Source organism: Mesotoga sp. Brook.08.YT.4.2.5.2., from assembly GCF_003351125.1.
In the GTDB taxonomy this organism is placed as follows: Bacteria; Thermotogota; Thermotogae; order Petrotogales; family Kosmotogaceae; genus Mesotoga.
On record NZ_JPGZ01000040.1, the window covers coordinates 196700 to 222320 of the forward strand.

The following is a 25621-nucleotide window of genomic DNA, read 5'->3' on the forward strand; positions in this document are numbered from 1 at the left end:
AACTGAAATTTCTTCGATGTCAGACTTTCCAATGGGTTCTTTGTGTTGAACATTCAGTTTTCAAGAACGGAGGATTAGTCTAGTATAATCTTATTGGTGATCGTATGCGAGAAATTGTCGATTTTATAAGAACGACTGTTTTGAAGTGGGGCTATCGAGGGGCTGTGATAGGAATAAGCGGAGGAATAGACTCCGCGGTGGTAGGTAAGCTAGCCGTAGATGCCCTAGGTAATAGAAACGTATTTGGCCTTCTAATGCCCGAACGCGACTCTTCGAAGGATACCCTGGAGGATTCGAAGCTCGTAGCGCACTTCCTGGGAATAGACTTCAAAATCAAGAACATAAGTTCGATTCTCCGTGCTGTTGGTTGCTATAGACTTCAACCGCCGGCCCTTTTAATACCTCAGTCGGTTAAGGAAAGGTATGTAAGGGATAAGTGGCAGCAGCTTTCTTCAGACCCTTTCCTTGACGACCTGGCCGACAGGGGCAGTGAAGAATTCAAAAGGGGACTGGCTTTCTATAGAGCTAAGCACAGAGTCAGGATGGTTTCGTTGTATTTGGAAGCTGAGAAAAGGGGTTACGCTGTACTTGGCACGACAAACAAGACCGAATGGCTTTGCGGACTTTATGTGAAGTGGGGAGATGATTCAAGCGACATTGAGCCAATCAAGCATCTGTTCAAAACTGAGGTCATTAGCCTTGCTAGAGAATTGGGAATTCCGGAGAGGATCATAGAGAAGCCGCCGAGTCCTGACCTTATTCCTGGTGTTACCGATGAGACTGCTTTTGGGATGTCTTTTACTGAGCTTGATGAGGCACTCATAAAGATAGAAGCCGGAGAAAAACTAAACCCTCACGACAAGAAGGCCGTGAGGATCATGGAAATAGTGAAAGCGGCCGAACACAGACAGTTCAGAAATCTGTCTGTTTTTCAGCAGAAGTGAAGGTCTCTAGACCGTTACTCCACGAAATACTTATCAGATTAATCGCCACTCTTTCCAGCTGATGATCAGCAAATTCCGGAAAGTCGGTGAAATCATGCTTTTTTGCTTCCCCGGGTCCTACGCTTAGGCCCTCTAGCTCCTTCTCAGCAACGTAAAGCTCCTTGCCCATAGGATCAAGCAGTCTGAAAGATATATGGACTCCCTTAACCGTCCCAAGGTCTGAATTATTTTTTATCCTCAGAACAACTCCCTTCTTCTTGCTGAAGGTTCCGACCTTCTCTATGCTTGATTGAACCACGACTTCACGATGGAGAGAGTCGGTAGTCTTTCGATCCCCGGCCAGGTACAGGTCTGCAGATTCTGGAATGCTTTCTTCCAGATCCAGAGAGGATACTGGTATTTCCTCACCGAGCGGTTCAGGCAGCGATTCATTCTTAGTTTCAAAACTCTCTAGAGATTTGTACAGCTGATAAAGATCCCACAAGTTGTCGTTGAAGACTCTGTGCTTTTTCAATTCATTAACAATAATCTCCGTACTGAATGAATCTAAACTAACCTTTGAGTTCTCCTTGCGGATCTTTGCGCCGTCTTGTCCGAAGAAAACTCCAGAAAGAACAAACCATTCGTCAGGTAGCGGAAAGACGAATCTTCCCAAATGCTCTTCCTTTGAAGAAAACTCTATTGTGTTAACAATAATTGGAACCACATAATCTGTATCTCTCTTTGCGGGAATCATCGATGCCTCGTTGTCCGATACGACTCTAATAGTCTTGCCTAAAGTTCTCGATTCGAATGCCCAGAGCGATACCGAGTCTTCGTAAAGTTTGTCGCCAACGACTTTGATTCCATGTAGTTTAACTGAACTTAAGTCCAGCTTGCTCTTGGTTAGAGAGAATCTCGAAGCTTCCATTTTCACTTCGATAACGGCCATTAATCGGTCTCTGTATTTGGCAAAGACTGGATCGGAAGGAAATGTAAAAGTTATTCCGTCATGCTTTGATTCTTCAATAAACACTGAGCCTGAAGCACTTATAAGAAAAGCCGAGTACTCAATAGTCTTCATGTTGTTTCCCCCTTTCTCTTTGTTATCTCCGATAACAGCATTATACCTCATACGGTTGTTGTGGTTTAAGCAAAGTCGACTGGCGGGCAAGTTTTAAGTTCCTTTAACAAGTAGGATAACATAATGATTTTGAATCCCCATCATCGAAAGATTCAGTTTTACGAAAAGAATGCCAGGGTGTAACTAGCTCTTTGGCCCACGCTCCTCTTGCTTTATTCACTTCTGATTTGTGACTACATGAGATCTCGGTCAACGGTACAGATATAGTGCTCCCGAATAAAAATGTTTCAGGTTCTTTGCTCCCAACAAAGGTTGTGGGTATTGTGGAAAACAGGTGCAGGTGCATGCAAGTTTCTATGAGAATGTTAGAGACACCTATATGAAGAAGAGGGGGAGGATCCCCCCTCTTTGATTACTCTTAATGCAAAGTCCTGACTGAAGCGCGAAACCTCTTTCAGGGCCTGGTCTCTAATCCTAAGTAGAGTCCCAATCGAGAATTGCTGTATTGAATGCCAATCTTTGGGAAAAGATCTCCGAGACCGATAGTTGAACCGACATTTACAAATAGATACATAGCAGAATGATCTAGATTAGTGTTTGATCCATTTACCTCAATTCCGACTCCCATCTCTTTTAGAAAGAAGAGTGGACTCCATCCCCAGTTGATCCGATATAGTAGTTGGGCTCCATTGATATACCAGTAGAAGTCTTCGTAGAAACCCACTCCAAGACCGACAGACGTTCCCAAGGTTGGAGAGAATGTTGCATCAAGAGCAAGCAACGGTGTTATCTTTCCATTTGAGAGTCTTATGCCCGGTTCTAGGGAAATCGAGAAGAGATTTCCGTTTAGACTCAACGGGACGGAAGTCGTTATTCCACCCGATGTGTCCAGTCCAATGTAAGCATGCGATCTGAATCTTGTGGAAGGATTGAGAGGCAACTGGAACAGCTCAGAAGAGAGGCCGGCGCTTGCAATAGGAGCTTCGGGAACGCCCAGATTGACAGTAAGAATTGCATTGACCCCTTCAAATACCTGCCCACTGTACTCGGCAGTTAGGGAAAGCTTGTTGGTTCCGAATGTGAACGATGGCATTAGCGTCATAGAGTGGTTAGAATCATGGGACAGGTGAAGAGTTAAAAAGCCCAAAGAAAAGTGCTCGCCATCGTACGATACAAGAGGCGCTCTCAAAATTGGATTCAAGAAGTGAAGGAAGGTTTTCTTAAGATAATTGCCTTCTGTGTAGTCCGCCGCTGCAGGGTCGAAGTCGTCGGGTTCAACTTCTTTGACAACGTATGGGCTACTCTGTAGATCAAAGGTAAATATCGACATTCCTTTCTCTTGTCTGGAATGTCCAAATCCATATACAGTAGAATCGAGCACGACGGCCTTTTCGAGATTGGCTCCCTCGGTAAGTCTGAAAACCTCACCTGATTCAACATCTACGGAAAAGGCATCCATGAACCCCTCTTCGTAGGAGGAGGTAAAGATTATTTGCCCATTGTTATAGTCGATACCCCTTCCTTTGAGATATGGATCTTGTAGAATGATCTTGAATTCACCTTCGGTAAATTTAGCGATCGCTCCGTTGATACCGTCCTTCGAGAGGAGCATTATCAAACTACCGTCTTCGAGTGCTATTATGTCCTTGATCAACCACGGGATTGTTGTTAGCTGCATTTCTTCGAAGTAGATTGTTGAAAATCCAGTCTTCGTGTCATAAAGCGCTTTTATCAGTCTTCCATTGTAGATATCAAAGGCAGTTACCATGCCCTTGTCCAGAAGCCTAACTGAGAGAGGAGGTCTGTACGACCAGATCTCTCTAAGAGTTGTGCTTCTCTCAGTGACTGAAGTCATCAGGTAGATGTTACCTTCGCGCCATTTAAGGGTAATTGCTCCAAAGTCAGAGAGTCTTCTAGAAAAACCTCCATCAACATACTCTTCAATTCCTCTTTCAACTGCCCCATTCCATGAACTTGCTTCTCCAAAAACAGAATAAGAGAAAATGACGCCGTTTTCCGTCTTGGTCATGTCAAGTATCTGTCCATTCTTGATCGTCTTGACTTCGTTCAATGTTCCGTAGTCTGCGGCTTCAGATTCCACTTCTTCTTTCCAGTCATCATAAAGCACGTCTAGCGTTTCGTCAAATGCGATTCTTGAGGCGTTGATTACCCCTATGACAGGCATTCTCCCCGAAACTTCTTTGTGAAACTCCTTCACAGATTCTATTCCGAACCTTCTGACGAGATAATCATAGAAACTGGCAATGTAGTTGTAATAGAGAGCTCCTCCGCGGTAGTCCTCACGCGAAACGGACAGAGCGTAGTCCAGGCCAGCGAAGGAGTCGGCCTTCATATTCTGATATGTCATCTCTTTCCCCCACAATGGGTTGTTCAATCTTCCCTCGGAGAAGTAATTAGAGGATTCGGCGAACAAGGTCACTCCTTCAATAAATGGTGAGAACATCTGCGGCGAAAAGAGTTCCGTTCCTAAAAGCACTCTAGAAATGAACGCAGGCACACCTGTTGTGTAAGTCAGGTGGGCGATATGAGTGAATTCATGCATCAACAACTGTCTATACAAATTCGACACATTCATTCTCGTTGAGAGTATTGTGTCGGCAGGCCACACAAAGATCTGAATAGTCTTGTGGTTTTGAGCCTGAGCGATACCGTTCGTATTTGCCCCGAAATCTTTCAGAACGATGTTTATTCTTCCGGGGTCGTTGCCCACCAGTTCAACGACTTTCGGTCTTATAGATTCAAAGACATTACCTACATGGATAGCGATCTCCTCGAACCCCTTACGGTAGTAGATATCAGCATTTGGAAATTCAAGAACTTTGTTGGCCAGCGAAGTGACTGCGATTAGAGCCACAGCTGCCAATAGTATCGTTTTTCTCATGGCATACCTCCTGCCTCAGACCATAGGTGAATGAGTTTACCCGTGAACGACACGTTATACTCCAAACGTGTCCCTAAAAAAACGCTTAGTTTCCCTTACGTTTAGGTATGTCCTGAAGGTCAATTTCATTTTTCCGCCTGTCCAGACTATCTTCATCACGGTACTGTCTGTGTTAGCACCTCCTGATGAAGAGTCCATAGTACTGGAGACCTTGACTTTTTTCAGTGAGTCTTTCGGAATGAAGAGATTACCAGGTGTTTCGTTCAAAATCTCTTCTCTTGTCTTCTCGTTGTATCTGTCAAGCAAAGAAGAACCCGCAGACATCACAGATGCCATCTTTTTGAAGAACCCTTCGTTTCTTTCTTCGGAGGCTTCCTTTGCCTTCTTAACGGCTTCATTTGTTATTGATTTAGTCAACTGCACCAACAAGAGTCCCTCTGGAATTACAATAACATCGTACACCTTACTTCCAAAAAGTCCCGAAGAGCCTCCAGGAAAAAGTGCCAAAACGTTGTCCATTTAGAAAACCTCCAAATGAAAGGTCTGCTTACGGTTCCGTTATATTCTATCATTGATGTGCTGTCTTACCGCAAACTAATAGTCTGTTGATGCATAATGGTGTTATGAACGAAGTGAAGCTGGAGGAGGCACTTATGTGGGCATTTTACGATGGCGAATTTGTTCAAGAAAAGGGTAAGCATGTTCAACTGGAGAATAGGGGACTCACTTTTGCGGACGGTCTCTTTGAGGTTGTAAGGACAATCAAAGGCAGGATATTATTCTTCGAAGATCACTTCACGAGGATGATTAAGAGCGCTGCTTTCTTCAACATGGAGATTCCGTTCACTTCGAAAGAGACAAAGGAGTTTGCATCGGAACTAATCAGAAGAAATGCAATTGAAGACGGGGAACTCTATATACAACTTACAAGAGGAACAGATCTTCACAGAGAACACAGATTTCCTTCAGAGAAAACCCCAAGCACGTTCTTTATGCTTGCACTTCCATTGAGAAGAATTGATGCAGAGAACTGGAAGAATGGAGTTAAGCTCTTCACCTATCCAGATCTAAGACACAAGCTATGTGAGCACAAGACGATAAATCTGCTGCCCAACGTTCTTGCCAAGAACTTCGCCTATAGCAACGGAGGCTACGAAGCTTTGATGTTTAGAGACTTTGAAGGCAAGAAAGTTGCCACAGAAGGTGGCAGTTCGAATTACTTTCTTGTGAAGAACGGTGTTTTTTTCACTCCAGAAATCGATAACATTCTCCCGGGCATAACGCGGGGAAAAGTGATCGACCTCATTAAGAAACTGGATTATCAGGTTGTCGAAAAACCGGTTACCGTAGATGAATTTCTTGAGGCTGAGGAAGTCTTTCTCGTAAGCACAGTCTCCAGGGTGATGCCTGTCAGAGCGATAGACCAAGTCTGTTTCAGCGTTTGTGGTGATTATACTAGACAGATAATGCAGTCTTACGAAGATCTCTTCTTCTCTTCCAGGTGAATGATTTGGTATTAACTTGTGTTGGAAGGTAAACAATACGTATAAATCTTCCCTGTTTTGGGAAATCTTCTCTGTGACTGGTATATAATTACATAAATTTTCCGTGTTCCAAATAATCTTTCTTGGAGGTGTGCGGGATGAAAAAGCTCCTGGTTTTCTTTCTAATTATTCTCTTCTCAGCGTTCTTGTTGGGACAGGTTCTCCCGGAAGAGGCGATTCCTGTAATCGAATCAAAAGGAATCATGTCTTCAGTCGATGAATCACCGTTAACTTATTCAGAATTCAGGAATGCAGTTGAAAAGGCCTTTCCCGGCAAGGGAAATCTGATCTCCGGAGCAGGAGAGGTCTTGAGAGCAGACTTCGCCGTTGCGATGGTTGAGGTTCTCGGTCTGAAGTCTGAAGCTCAGTCCTACGATGAGATTTGCACCACAGCAATTGACGAGTGGGACGCTCCGGTGGAGGCATGGGGAGCCCTCACTGTTGCTTACAGGAGCAATCACCAACTTCTCGATTTCCGATATGGCCACTTGATCGAGGCCAGCTCACCCATCACAAGGGAAGAGGCTGCCATTTCGATCTACATGGCTATGAATCCTCCAGTTAGGGGCGGAATGGCAACGACTGCGGTTACTGCCGATGCTCCTGGTTTCAACACCTTGTTCACTTCTTCCGGACTGACATGGACGATCTGCAATATCATTGGCGATGGAATAACCGGAACAGACAAGGACGGATTCTACTTTCCGAGAATGGTCAAGAGAATGCCAAGTCTAGAAAACGGGCTGATGGTAATAAACGAAGACGGTTCACTTACGATAACTTACGAGTTAAGAAAGGGAATGAAGTGGCACGATGGAGAGCCAGTGACTGCCCATGATGCGAAGTTCCAGTGGGAAGTTATGAACAGCGGCGCCCCGGTTACGACGAACTACTTCGAGAGGTCAGTATCCGAAGTCAATGTAATTGACGACTATACATACTCTATTACCCTTCCTGAACCCCTAAGTAATGCCGAGCTGGGGTCTTCCGTCTATGCCTATTATTTCGGCTGGTTCCAGCTGCCAGAACATGTCTACAGAACAAGCTTCGAAGCAGCAAAAGCAAGCGGAAACTGGGATCGTTTTGTTGAAGAAGCTACGAAGAATCCTATTATGACAGGACCCTACAAGTTCAAAGAATATGCTGAAGGTCAGTATGTGATAATGGAAGCTTTTGATGACTATTATATGGGTAGGCCGAACATCGACCAGCTGGTAATGAGAATCATTCCTGACATGGACGTTGTTTTTGCTTCCACACTAAATGGAGAAATCGATTTCGGTAGGTACACTCTCTCCCTCAAACAGTCGGTACAGCTGGAGAATCAACGGGCAGACATGTTCAACGTTTTCTATACACCAAACATTGCTTACGATAATCTGAACTTGAATCTAAGGGATCCCGAGGATACAACAAAACCCCATCCGATCTTTGGAGATAAGAGGGTAAGGCAGGCCGTTCTCTATGGTATAAACAGAGAGCAGATAAGCAATGTAGTATACGCCGGACTGGCCGAAGTGGTGGATACCTGGATTACTGATCTTCATCAGATGAGAGAAGCACTTAAGGCGCCAGATGTTAAACATTACGAATACAATCCCGCAAAGGCCAAAGCACTGCTTGAAGAGGCTGGCTGGAAGCTCAACAACAGAGGTATCTATGAGAAAGACGGTAAAACCTTGAAGTTCAAGCTTTCTCTTGCTTCGGGAAGTGGAGATTATCAGATGATGGCACAGATTATCCAGGGCATGCTGAAACAGGTCGGAATGGACGTCGAGATCGATGTGAAGCCTGCTCTCGTTATATGGACAGAAGCTTTCCCTTACGGAAACTATGATGCTTTGCTTTCCGGCTGGGGTTATGGTGTCAGCGACGAAGCAGCCAATTACTGGACCACAGATCAGATACCTTCTGACGAGAACTACTGGGGAGGAATGAACTATACCGGTTGGGCAAACGCTGAAAACGATGAGATAATTAACGCGGCCGCAAAGGAGCTTGATCCAGAGAGGAAACAGGCTCTCTATGAAAGGCATTTCGCGCTCTGGACGGATGAACTCCCCGTTCTGCCGTTAGTAGTTGCACCGACACCTCATTTTGCAAAGAAGTACATCAAGAGTTTCAACTCTGGATATGATAATGGACTCGGCTGGATAATCCAGAACTGGTACATAGATAGATAATTGGCTTCTTTGGGGGAGAAGATGAGCTTCTCCCCCATGTTTTCTTACATCATCTTTCGGAGGTTTCGACATGAAGTTCAGAGAACTTATCGATGCAGTCCCCGACTACAAGGAGTTCTTCACAGTCGAGGAAATGAACCATAGATCGTTCGAACTCGCAAAGAAGTATCCAGACAAAGTCAAGATATATGAGGCAGGAAGATCACGTGCCGGAAATCCAATCTATGTTCTGGAAATTGGTAAAGGTAAAAAGAACGCACTTCTGTTCGGCTGTCCTCATCCAAACGAGCCGATAGGTGCAATGATGCTGGATTTCCTGAGTGAGAAGCTTGCAAGCGATGACGCTTTTCGCGATGGATTAGACTTCACCTGGCATCTGATAAAGGTAATTGACGTCGATGGCACAAAGCTGAATGAGGGGTGGTTCAAAGACTCTTCTTCAATAAGAAAGTATGCAGGCAACTTCTACAGACCGCCGGGCCACGAACAGGTTGAATGGACCTTCCCTGTTGATTACAAAACTCTGCATTTCCACTCGCCATTGCCGGAGACAGAAGTGCTTATGAAGCTTATTGAAGAGAAGAAGCCCGATTTCATGTACTCTCTTCACAATTCCGGGTTTGGAGGGGTCTATTATTATGTGAGCGACGCAGTTCCAGAACTCCATGAAACTTTCAGGAAACTTCCAGGTTTGTTTGGTTTGCCCCTTGCTCTTGGAGAGCCGGAAGCGCCTTTTTTGGAGCAGCTCGAACCTGCTATTTTCAAGCTTTTCGGAATGGCTCAAGAGTATGATTATCTAAAGAAGAATCTTGGTCCAAACAAAGACCCAGCAGACGTCATCAAAGCCGGTACTAGTTCTGATGATTTTGCTTCATCCGTGGCCGATACGTTTTCCTTGGTTTGTGAGATGCCATACTATTATGATGCAAGGGTCGAAGACATGTCTGAAGCAGAGATTACGAGGAAGGAAGCGCAGAGATTCAACTATCAGAGGTCCGTCGAGAATTTTGAGTTTGTGAGCGAAGTGTTGAAAGCGCTTGAACCTTACGTTATAGACAGAAAGTCGCCGTTCTACAGAGTCTTCAAGAATGTTCTTGAAACCTACCCAGATCAACTTCAAGCGCAGAAGAATTGGATTGAAAATGACCAGTCTCTGGAGAGAAAGGCAAGTATGGCAGAGGTCTTTGATAATAAGATTGTCAGCCAGTTCTATCAATCATTGATGCTAGGGATGCTAAAAAGATTGGTCAGGGAGAATGATGACGGATCGGAGAAGCTGTCGGCAATCTCCAAGATGGCAGATGAGGCATTTGAGAGGAAAATGGAGTATCTTGAAGAGAATCTAAACTACACTACAATCCCCATAAAGAGTCTTGTCAGTGTTCAGCTGATTGCAGGTTTGAATGTTGCCGATTATATTCAGAGAAGGGAAAGCCGGATATCGTGAAAGTATATTTCCTGAAGAGGTTTCTCGAACTTATCCCGGTCTTCTTTGCAATATCGATCATAATATTTGTGATAATGAACTCCATGCCGGGAGATCCTCTCCTCCAGATGAGAATGCAGAATCCTCGGGCAATGGCCAACGATCCTCAGAGGATGAAGGAACTAAGGGAGTATTATCGCCTTGATGATCCTCTTCCGGTGAAATACTTCTCATGGCTGAAGAGTGTTATGATTGGCGACCTGGGATATTCGAGCATGTACAAGACTCCGGTAATAGACCTCATTTTTTCACGGCTACCGAATACTTTAATCCTTACTATCACCGCATGGTTGATTGGGCTGGTAGTAGCTCTTCCTATTGGGATACTTTCGGCAGTAAAGAAATATTCTGTTTTCGATTACTCAACGACTGTATTTGCTTTTGTGGGAATCTCTTTGCCTGGATTCTGGTTTGCTTTGATCGCGATAATAATTTTCAGCGTTGGTCTCGGTTGGTTTCCCGTTTCCGGTATGTCAACCTATGGGGTCACAGGTACTTGGAATGTCTTTGTTGACAGACTGAGACATCTCGTACTTCCCGCCTTTGTTCTAGGTTTGGTACAGGTTGCTTCTTGGGTAAGGTATATAAGAACGTCTCTGCTGGAAGTTCTTGATCAGGATTATGTTAGAACTGCGTATGCGAAAGGGGTTCCCGATAGAAAGGTCATCATCAAGCACGCTCTTAAGAATGCTATGATACCGATTATCACCATAATCGCCCTAGACATTCCGTATTTCTTCGGCGGAGCATTGATCATTGAAACGGTCTTCTCCTGGCCGGGAATGGGGAGACTTATGTACAACGCGGTTATTTCAAGCGATTACAATCTGGCGATCAGTTGTCTGATGTTCCTAGCGATTGTAACCCTAATATCGAATCTGGTTGCCGATTTACTGTATGTGTTGGTCGATCCAAGAATCAGAATGGGCAGAAAGGGAGCTTAGCTATGCGAAAATTCTTCTATAAAAGGAAACTTGACGAAATCGAGGAGAAGGCGCGCCCGATCCATATAAACAGTTACAGGCAGTTGGTATGGGCAAAGTTCAAGAGTCATAAACTTGCCGTGTTAGGTGCCGTGATGCTCGTTGCAGTTGTTATATTCACTCTGATAGGTCCGCTCTTCATCGATGTGGGCTACGAGGACATGGATTTCTCTAACCTCTTTTCTCCGCCGTTTACAGAAGGTCATTTATTCGGAACAGATGAACTGGGACATGATGTGCTTGTTAGAGTAATGTATGGAGGAAGAATATCTCTATTCGTGGGTTTCGCCTCTGCAGTCATAACCACTCTCATTGGAACTGCCGTAGGTTTGTTTTCAGGCTTCTATGGAGGACTGGTAGATAGATTCCTGATGAGATTTGTAGATGTGATGCTTTCTATTCCTATGTTTCCAATTCTAATCACCCTTACACTTGTCTTTGGCTCCGGGATATCTAATATCATTCTAGTGTTAACGGTCTTCGGCTGGATGGGTGTTTCCAGGTTGGTCAGGGGACTGGTTTTATCGATAAGAGAGACCGAGTATGTTATGTCGGCCAAAGCTATGGGGGTCAGAAATGTGAGAATCATTCTCAGACACGTTCTGCCAAACGTAGTACCAATTGTAATTGTCTCTGCAACATTGAACATGTCTTACGCGATTCTCGCCGAGTCGTCCCTTAGCTATCTTGGGCTTGGCATACAGCCTCCCATGCCGTCATGGGGTAATATGCTTCAGAGAGCCATGAACTATATTCTTGGCACAACTACTGGGGTAAATCCATGGTGGCTTACCGTATTCCCGGGATTCTTCATATTCATCACAGTACTGAACGTGAACTTTCTTGGAGATGGACTTAGAGATGCTCTGGATCCGAAATTTGTGAGTGAGAGTTGAAAAGCATGGAAAGAATACTCGAAGTTGACAACTTGAAGATTTCCTTTAAAACCCAGCTTGGAAGGATAACACCTCTAGACGGGGTCTCCTTTAGTCTATCAAAGGGAGAGACTCTCGGGATCGTGGGAGAATCTGGCTGTGGCAAGACAATCACAGCTTTCTCAATAATGAGGTTGCTCCCAAAGAACTCCTTTCTCGGTGAAGACACAAGAATTGCTTTCAGAGGGAAGGACATTTCGACGCTCGGCAAGGAAGAGCTTCAGAGGATTAGAGGCAAGTCGATATCTATGGTATTTCAGGAACCCATGACCTCATTGAATCCCCTCTACACGATCGGATGGCAGATTTCCGAAGTATATAGACTGCACGAAGGTCTTAGTGAGGAGGAGGCAATGACGAGGAGCGTGGAAATGCTCCGGCTTGTTGGGATTCCAGAGCCTAAGAAGAGAGTCACGGAATTTCCTCATCAACTGTCTGGAGGAATGAGGCAGAGAGTAATGATTGCTATGGCGCTCGCCTGCAGCCCGGAGGTGCTCATTGCCGACGAACCAACTACAGCGCTTGACGTAACCATTCAAGCCCAGGTTTTGGAGCTAATGAACGAGCTGAAGGATAAGTTCAGCACAGCCACGATAATCATTACGCACGATCTGGGAGTAATTGCCGAAATGTGTGATCGAGTTCTTGTGATGTATGCCGGTCAGATTGTAGAGAGCGGTGGGATATTCGATATCTTTGACAGTCCAATGCATCCCTACACAAAGGGGCTGATCAACTCGATACCGAAGATAGAAATTTCCAAGAAAGAACAGAGAAAACTGAATGTTATAAGTGGTTATGTTCCGCATCCTTCAAGCTTTCCTGAAGGATGTAGATTCAGGCCCCGGTGCTCGGTGGCATTTGATAGGTGCCTGGAAAAACCTCCTCTGATCGATTTTGAGAACGGGCATTCAGTTCGTTGCTGGCTTTTCGAAAGGAATGATCGATGATGTTATCTCCAATGGTAGAAATCAAGAATCTGAAGAAGTGGTTTCCTATAAAGAGCGGTTTCAGAAAAAAATCGCATCTTAAGGCTGTAGACGGCGTGGATCTGCACATATTCAAAGGTGAGACTTTAGGACTTGTCGGAGAATCGGGTTGTGGAAAGACTACAATAGGAAGAACTCTAATAAAAATCTACCAGCCTACAGATGGAGAGTTTCTTTACAGAGGGGGAGGTTCCACGGATGACAACGTAGATATCTTCTCTCTTTCCGAATCGAAAATGAGACCCTTCAGGAAAGAGATACAGATGGTCTTTCAAGATCCATATGCATCTCTCAATCCGCGAATGACAGTACATGACATAATTGCGGAAGGATTGAGAGTACACTCCGTTGGCAAGAGTAAAGAAGAGAGAAAGTCTATGATATCCGATATCCTTGAAAAGGTAGGTCTGAGGCCAGAGTATATGTATCGTTACCCCCACGAGTTCTCCGGAGGGCAGCGACAGAGAATAGGAATAGCCAGATCGATGATCCTGAATCCTGCTCTTGTCATTTGCGACGAGCCTGTTTCAGCGCTTGATGTATCTGTCCAGGCACAGGTTATAAACCTTCTTGAAGATCTAAAACATGAGTTCGAGCTGACTTACCTATTCATTGCACACGACCTCGCGGTAGTAAAGCACATTTGTGACAGGATTTCGGTTATGTACCTGGGAAAGATAGTGGAAACCGCGGAGACAGACGAGCTTTTCAATAATGCGCTTCATCCCTACACTCGCGGACTGCTTTCTTCTATCCCCGTGCCGAATCCTCATTTGAGAAAGACTGGAAAGAGAGAGATAGTGAAAGGAGACATACCTTCACCTGTCGATCCGCCCGATACATGCAGATTTGTAAAGAGATGTCCGAAAGCCTTCGACAGATGCGGTAAAGAAAGCCCGTCGCTTAAAGAAGCAAGTGACGGTCATTTTGTTTCGTGTTTTCTTTATGGTGAATGAGGATTGCCGTGAGCAGCCTATCAAAGTTTCTATGGGCCTAAATGCTCGATTGCGGAAACACCATGAGCGTTCCTTAGTCGAAGATGTATATCCAGGAGAACATTGTGTCGATGAGTTGTCTGTCGACATGTCTGAACTCATAGTAGTGATCGGGTGTTGACAAGCCATCTCTTACAGGCATGAAATAGTGGTCCAGACCGGGTAATAACTGGAAATAGACGTTGATTCGTGTCCAGAGTGCATTCATAAACATTATGTAGTCCTGAACGGTTGACTCGAAATCTGCATCACCCTGGACTATTAGGACCGGTATTTCCAATTCCCTTATGGTCTCAATATGATTCATTCTGTCAAGTTCATAGTAGTAGCCGGCCGTTGCCGCAAGAACAGGAGTACCTGGGGGTAATTTGCCATCTAGCGCGGCCTGCAAGTAATCTGTAAGAAGTTGTGTCTGCTGCCCTCTATCTGTTTCGTAAATCGATGCAAAGTACTTCTGCTTATCGATTATTACTTGAAGCTCTCTTCTGGCCGGGGTGGCAAGAAGAATAATCCCATCAACTCTAGGGTCTCTGGCGGCGATTACTGGGGCAACTCTGCCTCCGAGTCCGTGCCCAGCAAGAAATATTGATGAAACTGACGGTATTCTCGACGCAGCGGTTATTGCACTGACGACATCCTCAATCACTTCTGTTTCGATGCTAGGAGGGGTTTGAGATAGCCGCTCTCCGAATACAAAGGATCTCTTATCATACCTCAGAACGGCCACACCTTGAGTCGCCAGTCCCCAGGCTATCTGCCTGAATGGTTTGTTCGGCCCAATTGTAGAATCTCTGTCCATAGCTCCCGAATCATGTATGAGAATCACAAGTGGATACTTGTCAATCTCTTTGGGAACGGTAATTACTGCGGGAAGCCGGTATCTTCCCTCGCCAATTGTTATTTCAAACTCATCAAACTTGCTTGTATCGATATACTCGGCTATACTTCCCGGTTGAAGAGTCGGTTGAATTACAAAAGTGTCGACCTTTCCCTGATCATCAATTACTACGTTGAAATCTATAAATCCTCTCTCGAACTGAGCGTGAAAGATGAAGACCGTGAAACCTCTTATCTCGCTCCTCTCTGTCGAGAAGACAAAAAGATAGTTTCCGTACTCGTCTCTTAGCTGCTGGAATTCTCTTTCCATTTCTTCAACATTGTACAGACCTTTTGCCCGCACGCTCTGCATTTCGTATGCAAGATAATAGTTGCCACGCAACAACAACTGAAGGTACCTATCGGCCAGTACCTCAGACCCAAGGAGTAATGTGAAAGCTAAAAAAGCTGCAATTCCTGATGAAATTATCCTTTTCAACCCTGGCTTCTCCTAAAATAAGATTCCAACATTTTCGTTTCTAACTCAATGATAAACCAACAGCCCTCAATTGATGAAATTAAAACGGAGGGCGTTTGCCCTCCATTTACAATAATCAGGCTACTTCATACCAAAGGCATCTCAAGAACCTGAACTATCCATTATCTTTTCGCTGTTGAAGACCTTTGTCAAGAAGTATATGAACAGAGATATGTAAGCCAGATTACTCAACAACATTAGCACAAATCTCGTCATCACAAAGTTAGCAGTAATAATATCCTTCATTACGAAGATGGAGTTTACAAGCGGGATGAAGTAAAGCAGGAGGTTATCGGGTGACTCCATCTGCATAGTTGCAACTCCCAGTACTATTGCGATAATATATATGGGCATCACATAACCGCTTCCCTCTTTCATGTTTCTTGCTAAGGAGCCAAGGAGAACAATTAAGGCGGCTGCGAGCCCAGACATTGTCACCAGTGTAATGAAGAGACCAAAGAGAGTTGTGGCTGACAGGGATGAGAAATTGAGCTCACCAGCCCCAAATGCAGGTCCTCCAACTCTAAAAGCGATTATCAGGCCGATGAAGGTGAATATGCTGTTCAAGATCGCAATAGTCATTACATACAGAATCTTCCCTGCAGCAATTGATGATCTCGACACCTGATTAACAAGCAGGACAGGCATGCTTCCCCTCTCTTTTTCGCCCGCAGTTGTGTCGAGGCCTATATTCATGGATCCGGCGAAGATGTAAATGAGCAGCAAGTACGGGATCAATGTGGCCAGCAGCTCTGTTCCCTGAGATTCTTCCGGCGCAACATCTCTTTTCTCTACACTTACTAGATTGAGATCTTCGAGTGTCAATCCATGTTCGAGAAGCTTCTCCGAAAGAAGTAGAGATGAATATGACAATAGGGCATTCTGAACTATTTGAGCCCCATACGAAGAACCTCTTGAAGTCGAATTATAGAAGAGACGCGCATCCAACTTCTCTCCACCACGAACTCTTTCCGCGGCATCTGCGGGAAACTCTACCATGATTGAGTTTTCCTGGTTTCTGACCGATTCTTCGCTAAGATTTTCGTCAATTTCAAATGAAATCATCTGGTCAAGAAAACTCAGGAACCTCCCATCGGGTAAATTAACTATCTTCAGCTTGTAGACTGTTTTTTCGTAGGTTTTGGCTTGGGATGAAGAAACTGTGTTCATTACGAGGAAGATCACTGGCATGATCAACATCGGCAAAATAAGAACTGCGAAGACAGTTCGGGCGTCCTTGAATATATTCTTGAGTTCCTTTCGAAAGATAATTAGAGCATCCCTAAACAATCTCAATCACCCCTTCTCTGTCGGCAATCTTAAAGAACACGTCTTCAAGATTGTCTTCGCCAAACTTCTCATAAAGCCCTTCAAGAGTGTCGTCTTCAACTAGCCTGCCCTTGAAGACAATTCCAACTCTATTACATAGCTTTTCGGCAACAGACATGATGTGAGTGGAGATTATTATCGTCTTTCCCTGGTCGCGGTAGTCTTTGAGAAAGTCGGTGACTGTTCTTGCCGTAAGGATGTCCAGACCGTTTGTGGGTTCATCAAAGATTATTACTTCGGGATTATGAATAAGACTCACTGCGATAGCAGCCTTTTGCTTCATTCCTGTAGAGAGCTTCCCGATTCTCTTGTCAAGGAAGTCATTCATATCCAGATATTCTGATAATTCCTTTGTCCGTCTAGAGATATCTGTGTCCCTCATATGACTGAGTTCGCCGTAGAATTTAAGCAGTTCCTTTGGTGTAAGGTTTCCCGATAGTTTCATATCGCTTGTAAGGAAGCCGATTCTCTTACGAACTTCTGTGGGTTGAACTACGCAGTCGAATCCCATTACGCTTGTCTTTCCTCTGTCTGGCTTGAGAAGAGTTGAGATAATTCTGAGGGTTGTAGTCTTTCCGGCACCATTTGGCCCTAGAAGGCCATAAATGCTCTTTGGCTCGGCGGAAAAGCTCAACGAATCGACTGCTACGACCTTTTTTCTTCGACTTTCGAAAGTCTTTGTGATTTTCTCAACCTTGACCATTTTTTGCCTCCTAAAAACGTTTGTTCCAGGGTGTAGAATAGCATTCTGTTGTTAATGTGAAGTGAAGAAATAAGAATCGCAAAAAAATATTTCATTATAGCGTGGATATGGATTAATTATATTCACAACGGAATTCAATTATTTCAATCCTTGATAAATTATAGTATAATTTGTCATAAGAAACGTGCTTGGAAATCTTAGTGTCGACTCTTCGGAGAAGGCTTGCTTAGTGATGAACAAAATACCATTGCATTAGGAGGTTCTAGATGAAGGTAGAAGATTCAAGATATCTAAACGATAAACGGGACTTGATGAAAAAACTTTTGCGTTCTCTGGAACGTGACTTTCCTTACGTTTCAGTTCTCGGCACGGATGTCAGGGGTAAACAGTACCAGGTGATGACAACTGGGATTAGCGTGAACGATTCGAGATGGTCCGAAAGAGGGTTCGTGCTCAGGATTCATGATGGAAGAGGTTACTTTGAATTCTCGTTTAATCAAATGGGGAATCAATCAATTGAGGAAATTGTCAAGTATGTCAAGAGAAAGCTTTCTGCGTTCAGGAAAAGTATGAATGAGAAAAGTCTAGATGCTTCAGCAGTATCGATGCTCGAAGAAGAGGAATCAAAACTCTGTTTCAATGACGAAGTTGGAATTCTTCCGGGTTCTCTTTCGGCAGGAGAGATAATCGATAGACTTTCTTCTTTTAAGGATACGGCTCACGAACTCTCCAATGAAGTAATAACTGTAATGGCCCTCATGGAAAACGTGCAAGTGAGTAAGCTCTTCATTTCTTCCAGGAAGGAGCTCTCACAATCCTACATCTGGTCTCAAGGTTATTTGCACGTCGTTGCCAGAAGAAACAAGAAGACCAAGTATAGTATGAAAGGTTTTTCGGGACTGAAGGGTCTGGAGGTTCTAGACGAGATGGAAGCGTTCGTCGGAAAAGTCGTCGAGAATGCTCGACTTCTGCTCTCGGCCGAGAGAATAGATCCAGGTGAGTACGATGTAATTTGCTCGCCCGATGTTGCGGGACTGATTGCTCACGAAGCTTTCGGACACGGAGTCGAAATGGACATGTTTGTGAAGGGGAGGGCAAAGGCCGTCGAGTATCTGGGAAAGCAGGTTGCGTCTGAGTTAGTTACGATGCATGACGGAGCGGCCGGTGTAAGAGAGGTTTCATCTTACGCTTTTGATGATGAAGGCAGTCTGGCAAAGGACACGGTGATAATAGAAAAGGGAATTCTCAAGAGGGGAATTTCAGATTTGATTTCTGCATCTGTTCTTGGAACTGAGCCGACCGGCAACGGTAAGAGGGAATCGTTTGAGAGAAAAGCATATGCACGCATGACGAACACATATTTCTCTCCGGGAAAAGATGATCTAAAAGATATGATCGAATCAATAGATTATGGTTTTCTTCTTGAGGACTATTACAGTGGAATGGAGGATCCCAAAAACTGGGGGATTCAGTGTGTCATAGCCTACGGACGCGAGATCAATAAAGGCCAGTTTACAGGTCGCATAGTATCTCCAGTAATGATGACAGGATATGTACCTTCATTGCTGAAGTCGATTTCCATGGTATCTGGAGATTTCAAGCTCTCAGGAACGGGAGCCTGCGGTAAAGGTCACAAGGAGTTCGCTAAAGTCTCTGCGGGCGGACCATATATTAAGGCAAAAGCGAGGTTGGGATAATGATAGAGACGATTGTAAAGAACCTTGAAGCAAATTCAGTAGATGCATGGAGAATAAGGGAAGAGAACATTGAGAGTGAAGAGTATTTCTTTGTAGGGAACAAAGCAGATCTTGGAAGGGCGAAAAAGGTAAAGAAGTATGAAGTAACTGTCTACCGTGATTTTGAAGAGGGCGAAAAGAAATACAGGGGAAGCTCGACGGTTACTGTAAACCCGGGAACAACGGTTGAGGAAATCGTCCAGTCAATACAGGAGGCCTTTTTTGCTGCAGGTTTCGTTAAGAATCCCTGGTATCCAATGGCACCGGGATTTTCACGGAGATTCGAAACAGCCGAACATGACCTTCACGATCTTTCAAGAGATGCGATCGGAGCAATCTTTTACAATGAAAAACCGTCCAATTCATGGTTGAATTCTGTTGAGATTTTTGTGACGAGAAACGGGTACCACATTCTCAACTCTGAAGGTCTCGATGTGACTTTTTCAAAATATAGAACATACATCGAAAGCATTGTAAGTTCTTCTGGCAGAGAGGAAGTTGAGCTGTACGATCAGTTTCTCCTTGCGCTTCCCGATGTTGAACGTATAAGGGAAAGGATTTCCAGGCTACTTCTGATGGTCTGTGAAAGGGCTAATGCTGTTCCTACGCCAACTTTAGACAGGATACCGGTAGTACTTACGGGAGAGCCGGCGAAAGAGGTAATGAGATACTATTTGAAACAGGCAAATGCACGTCTTAAGTATGACAGGATATCCGAAGTTGAACCTGGAGACTCTGTTCAGTCAGGAGAATCGGGAGATAAGATAGCGCTTGAAGTCGTACCGGAACTTGAAGGTTCATACTTCAGCCTTCCTGTTGACAATGATGGTTTTCTCATTGAGAAGAGGACGGTTATCGAAAATGGGATCTTGAAGGATTACTGGGGTGACATCAAATATTCCCACTACCTGGGAATCGAACCAACAGGTGCTGTTCTGAACTTCTCGGTTGGTCGTGGCAGTCTCAGCATTGACGAGATGCGAAAAGTTGATCATCTGGAGGTTACTAATTTTTCGGCAGTTGACGTTGATGAAACAACGGGTGATTTCGGAGGAGAGATCAGATTAGGCTGGTATTTCGATGGTTCGGAGAGAATCGCGGTGTCGGGAGGTTCAGTAACCGGTAATCTAAGAGAACTTGATTCAATCTATCTGTCGAAAGAGACAGAACTGGACGGAGATTACTATGGACCGATCTCGATAGCAGTAGAGGGGTTGAAGATTTCGGGTGAGTAGTTTTTGCGAAGGTGCACATGATTATTGAGACAATAAGAATGAGGCATTCAACGAGGAAGTTCCTCAGTTACGACCTGTCTGCTGAGGAGAAGGAAAGGCTAATGAACTTCTTCAGGGAGCTTCCTACTCTTCATTCTTTGCACCTGAAATGGACCCTTAGAGATCTAAACAAAGGATCGGGTGTTATATTTGCACCGTGTCCCGAAAAGCCGAACTGCCTTGTGGAATACGGATTCCAGGGAGAGATCATTGTTCTGGAAGTGACCAAGATGGGATTAGGCAGTTGCTGGAATGCCGGGATTAGAGAGGAAGGCTCTCCTGCTGGGATTATCCTTGGTAAGGAAGATTCAGGGAAGGTAACTTTAAACGATGTCCTTACCGGAATGGGGAGAAGGAAGGAGTTGAAATCTCTTGTCGAGGGACCGTTGCCCAAAGATGAGAGGTTGCTTCAAATATTGGAATCATGCAGACTTGCCCCTTCTTCGATGAATAGGCAACCCTGGAGATTCAACGTTCAGAATGGCGATCTATACATCTGGACAAAAGGCAACGTGATTGGAGGGGGTCACTGGATAGATCTTGGGATTGTGCTTTCACATGCATACATCACTGCGCTTGAGTTCTTCTCGAAGGTTTCGATAGAAAAAGCTGCCAGAGACAAATACAGAGTGATCATGAGTTAGCGGCTAGTTGTTGCTTCGTTCTGAAACTTTGACTTCCTGCAGACATCGGATTGCGAAAAGAAAAGGTTCTTCTCGTTCATTCTCTAAGTAGTCTTAGAGAGTTCATAACAGCTACAAGAGTTACTCCGACATCTGCAAATACAGCCCCCCACATGTTCAAGAGACCCAGAGCGCCAAGGCAGATGAAAAGGATTTTTATTCCCAAAGAGATTACGATGTTTTGGATAGCTATGGTATTTGTCAGTCTTGAAAGCTCTATCGCTCTCGCGACTTTTGTGAGGGAGTCACTTGAGAGAACTACGTCTGCTGTCTCTATCGTTGCATCTGCTCCAGAATTTCCGATAGCGATCCCAACGTCAGCTCTAGCGATTACCGGGGCGTCGTTTATGCCATCGCCAACGAAAGCTGCATGTTTCCCTCTTCTCAAAGCCGATTCCACAATGTTCATTTTTTCCTCGGGGGTTGCTCCAAAAACGAAACCATCAAGCTCGAGGCTGGTGGACACAGAGGCCGCGGCATCGTAGTGGTCACCGGTAAGCATCACTATCTCCTTGATCCCAAGTTTTCTCAATCTAGCCAGGGCTTCTGACGAATCGTCCTTAAGAGCATCTGACAACTCAAACACTCCCTCAATGCTGCTATCTATTACCATAAACAGCTTGTTGGATCCATTGTCTCCCTTGTACTCGATTCCAAGATCCTCTAGGAGGCGATAGTTGCCGACACTGATTTCCTTGCCGTCGACTTCGGCTTTGACGCCCTTCCCAGCTATCTCTGAGTAGTTGGAAACGCTCTTGTAACTGGGAATCTCAGAGACCAACCTAACGAAACGATCTGCAATAGGATGAGTAGAATAGCTCTCAATAAGAGCTGCATATTCCAGCAACTCTCTTTCACTGTATTGGCCAACTTTTTCCATTCTAGTGATTTCTGGTTTTCCTTTAGTAAGTGTCCCCGTCTTGTCAAAAAAGATCGAGTCTACTTTTCCTAGAGACTCAAGATAGTTGCTTCCTTTGAAGAGTATTCCTTCTCTCGAAGCCTTTCCGATTCCTATGAAGTAGCTTAATGGCACGGATATTACCAGAGCGCATGGACATGAGATTACAAGGAGTATTAGCGCTCTGTGAAGCCACTCAGATATCGTACCTCCCAAAAGCAAAGGCGGGAAGATGGCGACAGATGCTGCAATCAATATTACAAACGGAGTATAGATTCTTGAGAATCTTGTGATGAAACGCTCCTTGCTCGACTTTCTCAGAGTTCCTTCTTCTACCAATTCAAGCATTCTGCTTGTATATGACTTCTCAAGAGTAGCTGAAGCTACAACTTCTATCACACCGGACTTATTGAGTGTTCCTGCGATAACAGCGTCTCCTTCACCGACCAAAACAGGATCGCTTTCTCCCGTAAGAAGCGATTTGTCGAGTGAAGTGCTTCCTGAGTCTATTACTCCATCGATAGGGATCCTGTCACCAACTCTCACAATGAATCTGTCGCCGGGCCTAATCTCTCTTGCAGGTACTGTCTTCAACACTCCATCTACCATTTGAACAACTTCATCAGCTCGAAAATCAATGAGTTCTTTCACCGATCTCCTAGACTTCCGCAAAGCCAGCGATTCCAGAAGCTCGCCAAGACTGTAGAAGATCATTACTGCCACTGCCTCTGGCAGTTCGTGAATCAGAAATGCACCCAGGGTCGCCACAGTCATCAGGAAATTCTCATCGAAAAAGTCTCCCCTCAGAAGGTTCTTCAGGGCCCTCAAGAAAGTATTGCCACCGGCGACGAGATAAGCGATCACAAACAGACCATATTCGAGAAACTCTCTGTCTCCGTGAAGAATTGTGGACAAAGCGATCGCAATTAGAAGCAGAGCTGTTGAAACAATCAGTCTTGTCAGTTCCACAACGGGAAAGTCTCTCACAATCTTGGAGTGTTCTAGCAGTGAGAGTTCTGGATCTTGTTCCTTTATTATCTCATTCAGCTCGTCCAGTGAGTGATTATTCTCACCATATATAACAACAGTTGCAGAAGAGAAATCAATCTTTGCATTAATCCCTGATCGTTCAAGCCGGTCTTCAATTTTGACTGCGCATTTAGGGCAATCTAGACCTTCAATTCTGTACTTCATCATCCGACTCAACCTCAACCAATTCGTCAAAGTGCTCTTTTGCGATCTTTATCAGATCAATAACGTGATGGTCGCCTAAAGAGTATAGGACTGATTTCCCTTCTCTTCTACTCGTTACGAGTCTGAATGACCTAAGTAGCTTGAGATGATGAGAGATTGTTGGTAATGTTAATCCAAGAATTTCTGCAAGATCACATGTGCATAAGTCGGCGTTTGAAAGGAGGAAGACGATCTTTGTTCTGGTCTCATCGGAAACAACCCTAAAAAGCTCCGAAAGACCTGAGACTTCTTCCGCAGACTTTCTGTATCTCTCTTTGTCGACGTGGATTTCTCGACTTGGGCAAAGGGTGCTCACCAAAAACCCCCTTAACGATTAGATGGTTATCTAATCGATTATACTTCTTTTGGCTGCACTGGTCAAGTTATTTGCCCAATACTCTCGCAGGCGTTGAAATAAGAAGCCCCTTACCACCAAAAGTGAAAACACCCTCAACGTAATAGACTGTCGGTTGTTCAAACGAGAATTCAATTGCCTGGTTATCTTCGATAACCTTGAAGTCAAACTCTGATCTTTTGAAGTCGCCTTCAGGAGAAGAAGATGTGAAGATTCTTAGTTCCTTCAGCTCTGAGTCCCCTCTCTCGACTGTCGGGATGAACTTTGTGGAACTCCCGGATCGTTCTTCTGAAATGCTCAATGAAGGGAGAATCTCTCCCGCATTGAGATTATGGATCATCGAACTGATTGCTTGGGTTACCGTAAAGACTTCGTATTCATGTCCTGCGTTCGCAGCGTAAACCATGGAAGAATAGCCTGATAGTTTGTCTTTGTACAACCTTGAAGCGTCTATTGGCCAGTAGGGATCGTTAGTTCCAATAACAATAAGTTTCGGGATATCGAGTTCAGAACGATAGGTGAAGGGATCTATGTACTCAAGCAAATCTCTCTTTGTCGGATCATCTAAATTATCTAGGATTCCACTTTCAACATATTCTCTTATTGAGGGACTAAAGCTTCCCCAGAACTCGAGCTGATGTTCCATTTTGCAGCGACATTCAGATTATCAAACGTGATGGGAACGATTCCTGTAACTCTCTTATCCATGGCAGCGGTGAGCCAGCAAGTCCATCCCCGTTTAGACCCGCCTGTCAAGATGAAGCCGTCTACAGTGTCTCCGTTATCCCTCGCATAGTTATCTAGGAGACTCATGGAAATGATGGTCGATTGAACCACAGGTAAGAGAGCGGGCCAACTGTAGTCACCGGTCTCAATGCATTAGGAGAATGAGTAACTCAATAACCAATCCTCCCTAAGGCCACCAAAGAGGGGTTGGTTTGGAATATCAAATAGGACTGCAACATATGTTCGGTTTTGAAGTGCCAGCAATCTAAATAGGGAGAGTTCTTCCTGAGAATACTTGAAATTCCCTGCGATGAATACTACCGCAACATTAGATTTCACGCTGGGCGGTCTAATAATCATTAGGTGGTTCTGCCACTGAATATCCTGTCATAAAACGGAATCGAATCGAATTGTTTCAATCTCTATCAGTCCTTGCGAGGGTGTATCTACAACATGTGAGTTTGCTTCTTGGAGGGTTGAAGGAAGAGCGTGTGTTTGGAGAAAAGCATTTATTGTGACTCCTGAAAGTGCAGTTGCAGCAATCAAAATTGACGAAATGACATAATCCTCATATCAATCACTCAATACCTTTTCCAGAATATTGGTAACTACTCTTAGCCTATCAATCACATCATCCGGTGCAACGATCCTTATCGCTTCATTTGAAGCAATAAACATTATCAGGTCCCCAAATCGGAAGAAGCGATAAGTTTGAAGCTTACTGTCAAGTTCAAAGGTAACCTCTTTGAATTCAGCCTCGCGGGGAACCACTCTGTTCCACAGCATTGGCTCCTCAACGTAGTGTATGCTGGAGACTCTTGCTGTCTCAACTGTGTCGGTCCTTATGATACATAGATGTCCATCTTCGTGTATTCCGTAGAATACCTCGTGCCTCTGGTCAAAGCAAGCAGGATGGAATAAGAATTCACTTCCCCCTCTAAGAACTAGCCTCACCGCTTTCTTCCGCTCGACTGCTTTCAGTAAAGTGAAGCTCACCCGATCCTCAGCTATCATCTGTGATTTCATGCTGTCTTCGAAGAGAGAAGGAAGGCGGTAAGACTCAGAGTAGAAGTATTTCCCTCTTTTTCTAGAGTACTTGAGTGGTGCTCCCAGGTTTATTCTCAAGTATCTGAAGTCCCTTAATGCCTGCCGGCTTGAGATTCCGAACTTCTGAGTATACTCTTTCATGGAGGCTTTGTCGTTGGTTGACAGGCGGTTGTGAAGCCAGATAATTCTCATTTCTCTAGACATGTCTGCCACCTCCGGTAGCTCGGATGAAGCCTGCCATCTTCGCAGAACCGTATTT

General features: G+C 44.6%; 20 protein-coding genes and 1 pseudogene. 11 read left to right on the forward strand and 10 right to left on the reverse strand.

The window, feature by feature from the left end; all coding sequences use genetic code 11:
• Positions 1–104: 104 nt before the first annotated feature.
• Positions 105–944, forward strand: coding sequence for an NAD(+) synthase (nadE, locus tag Q502_RS11175; protein ID WP_099829953.1), 840 nt, complete (start codon positions 105–107; stop codon positions 942–944).
• On the opposite strand, the gene Q502_RS11180 is transcribed toward nadE, so the two are convergent.
• The 3 genes from Q502_RS11180 to Q502_RS11190 all read right to left on the reverse strand — a co-directional run bounded on the left by Q502_RS11180 (position 913) and on the right by Q502_RS11190 (position 5428).
• A complete protein-coding gene (locus Q502_RS11180; protein ID WP_099829954.1) occupies positions 913–2007 on the reverse strand; it encodes a hypothetical protein in 1095 nt (364 codons plus the stop codon). The genes nadE and Q502_RS11180 overlap by 32 nt on opposite strands.
• 454 nt (positions 2008–2461) lie before the next feature.
• Entirely contained in the window at positions 2462–4909 is a 2448-nt protein-coding gene (locus Q502_RS11185) for a hypothetical protein (protein ID WP_099829955.1), read from the reverse strand.
• Positions 4910–4963: 54 nt separating this feature from the next.
• Positions 4964–5428: a hypothetical protein gene (locus Q502_RS11190; protein WP_099829956.1), complete on the reverse strand. Its 465-nt coding sequence runs from the start codon at positions 5426–5428 to the stop codon at positions 4964–4966.
• 134 nt (positions 5429–5562) lie between these two features.
• On the opposite strand from Q502_RS11190, the gene Q502_RS11195 reads away from it, so the two are divergent.
• The 7 genes from Q502_RS11195 (at position 5563) to Q502_RS11225 (ending at position 13985) form a co-directional block, all read left to right on the forward strand.
• Positions 5563–6414 carry an aminotransferase class IV gene (locus Q502_RS11195; protein WP_099829957.1) on the forward strand — a complete coding sequence of 284 codons (852 nt, stop codon included), beginning with the start codon at positions 5563–5565 and terminating at the stop codon, positions 6412–6414.
• A 137-nt stretch (positions 6415–6551) separates the two neighbouring features.
• Positions 6552–8636: a peptide ABC transporter substrate-binding protein gene (locus Q502_RS11200; protein ID WP_099829958.1), complete on the forward strand. Its 2085-nt coding sequence runs from the start codon at positions 6552–6554 to the stop codon at positions 8634–8636.
• 70 nt (positions 8637–8706) lie between these two features.
• Positions 8707–10083 (forward strand): M14 family zinc carboxypeptidase, encoded by a 1377-nt coding sequence (locus Q502_RS11205; protein WP_099829959.1) that lies wholly within the window; start codon positions 8707–8709, stop codon positions 10081–10083.
• Complete coding sequence (locus Q502_RS11210; protein ID WP_099829960.1) at positions 10080–11066, forward strand: ABC transporter permease; 987 nt, start codon at positions 10080–10082, stop codon at positions 11064–11066. Before Q502_RS11205 ends, Q502_RS11210 begins: the two co-directional genes overlap by 4 nt.
• A gap of 2 nt (positions 11067–11068) precedes the next feature.
• Positions 11069–12001 (forward strand): ABC transporter permease, encoded by a 933-nt coding sequence (locus Q502_RS11215; RefSeq protein WP_099829961.1) that lies wholly within the window; start codon positions 11069–11071, stop codon positions 11999–12001.
• Positions 12002–12006: 5 nt separating this feature from the next.
• A complete protein-coding gene (locus Q502_RS11220; RefSeq protein ID WP_099829962.1) occupies positions 12007–12990 on the forward strand; it encodes an ABC transporter ATP-binding protein in 984 nt (327 codons plus the stop codon).
• Positions 12987–13985: an ABC transporter ATP-binding protein gene (locus tag Q502_RS11225; protein WP_099829963.1), complete on the forward strand. Its 999-nt coding sequence runs from the start codon at positions 12987–12989 to the stop codon at positions 13983–13985. Before Q502_RS11220 ends, Q502_RS11225 begins: the two co-directional genes overlap by 4 nt.
• Before the next feature lie 73 nt (positions 13986–14058).
• On the opposite strand, the gene Q502_RS11230 is transcribed toward Q502_RS11225, so the two are convergent.
• From Q502_RS11230 to Q502_RS11240, 3 genes are all read right to left on the reverse strand, one after another.
• Positions 14059–15339, reverse strand: a complete 1281-nt coding sequence (locus tag Q502_RS11230) for a DUF3887 domain-containing protein (protein WP_099829964.1) — start codon at positions 15337–15339, stop codon at positions 14059–14061.
• A gap of 141 nt (positions 15340–15480) precedes the next feature.
• Complete coding sequence (locus tag Q502_RS11235; protein WP_243392324.1) at positions 15481–16674, reverse strand: ABC transporter permease; 1194 nt, start codon at positions 16672–16674, stop codon at positions 15481–15483.
• Positions 16661–17410, reverse strand: a complete 750-nt coding sequence (locus Q502_RS11240; protein WP_099829965.1) for an ABC transporter ATP-binding protein — start codon at positions 17408–17410, stop codon at positions 16661–16663. The genes Q502_RS11235 and Q502_RS11240 overlap by 14 nt, the downstream gene beginning before the upstream one ends.
• A gap of 266 nt (positions 17411–17676) precedes the next feature.
• Between Q502_RS11240 and Q502_RS11245 the strand changes: the two genes are divergently transcribed.
• From Q502_RS11245 to Q502_RS11255, 3 genes are read left to right on the forward strand one after another with little or no spacing between them, the layout of a single operon-like run.
• The gene (locus Q502_RS11245) at positions 17677–19107 is read left to right on the forward strand and encodes a TldD/PmbA family protein (RefSeq protein ID WP_099829966.1); all 1431 of its coding nucleotides are present in this window, start codon (positions 17677–17679) and stop codon (positions 19105–19107) included.
• Positions 19107–20381, forward strand: coding sequence for a metallopeptidase TldD-related protein (locus Q502_RS11250; RefSeq protein ID WP_099829967.1), 1275 nt, complete (start codon positions 19107–19109; stop codon positions 20379–20381). The genes Q502_RS11245 and Q502_RS11250 overlap by 1 nt, the downstream gene beginning before the upstream one ends.
• A gap of 17 nt (positions 20382–20398) precedes the next feature.
• On the forward strand, positions 20399–21064 hold the full coding sequence (locus Q502_RS11255) for a nitroreductase family protein (RefSeq protein ID WP_099829968.1): 666 nt from the start codon (positions 20399–20401) through the stop codon (positions 21062–21064).
• A gap of 76 nt (positions 21065–21140) precedes the next feature.
• Here the strand turns inward: Q502_RS11255 and Q502_RS11260 are convergent, their stop codons facing one another.
• From Q502_RS11260 to Q502_RS11285, 4 genes and pseudogenes are all read right to left on the reverse strand, one after another.
• On the reverse strand, positions 21141–23198 hold the full coding sequence (locus Q502_RS11260) for a heavy metal translocating P-type ATPase (protein ID WP_099829969.1): 2058 nt from the start codon (positions 23196–23198) through the stop codon (positions 21141–21143).
• Positions 23179–23550, reverse strand: a complete 372-nt coding sequence (locus Q502_RS11265; protein ID WP_099829970.1) for a metalloregulator ArsR/SmtB family transcription factor — start codon at positions 23548–23550, stop codon at positions 23179–23181. The genes Q502_RS11260 and Q502_RS11265 overlap by 20 nt, the downstream gene beginning before the upstream one ends.
• Before the next feature lie 67 nt (positions 23551–23617).
• A pseudogene (locus tag Q502_RS15130) lies at positions 23618–24675 on the reverse strand (PhoPQ-activated protein PqaA family protein).
• A 213-nt stretch (positions 24676–24888) separates the two neighbouring features.
• Positions 24889–25566 (reverse strand): hypothetical protein, encoded by a 678-nt coding sequence (locus tag Q502_RS11285; protein WP_099829973.1) that lies wholly within the window; start codon positions 25564–25566, stop codon positions 24889–24891.
• Positions 25567–25621 lie beyond the last annotated feature (55 nt).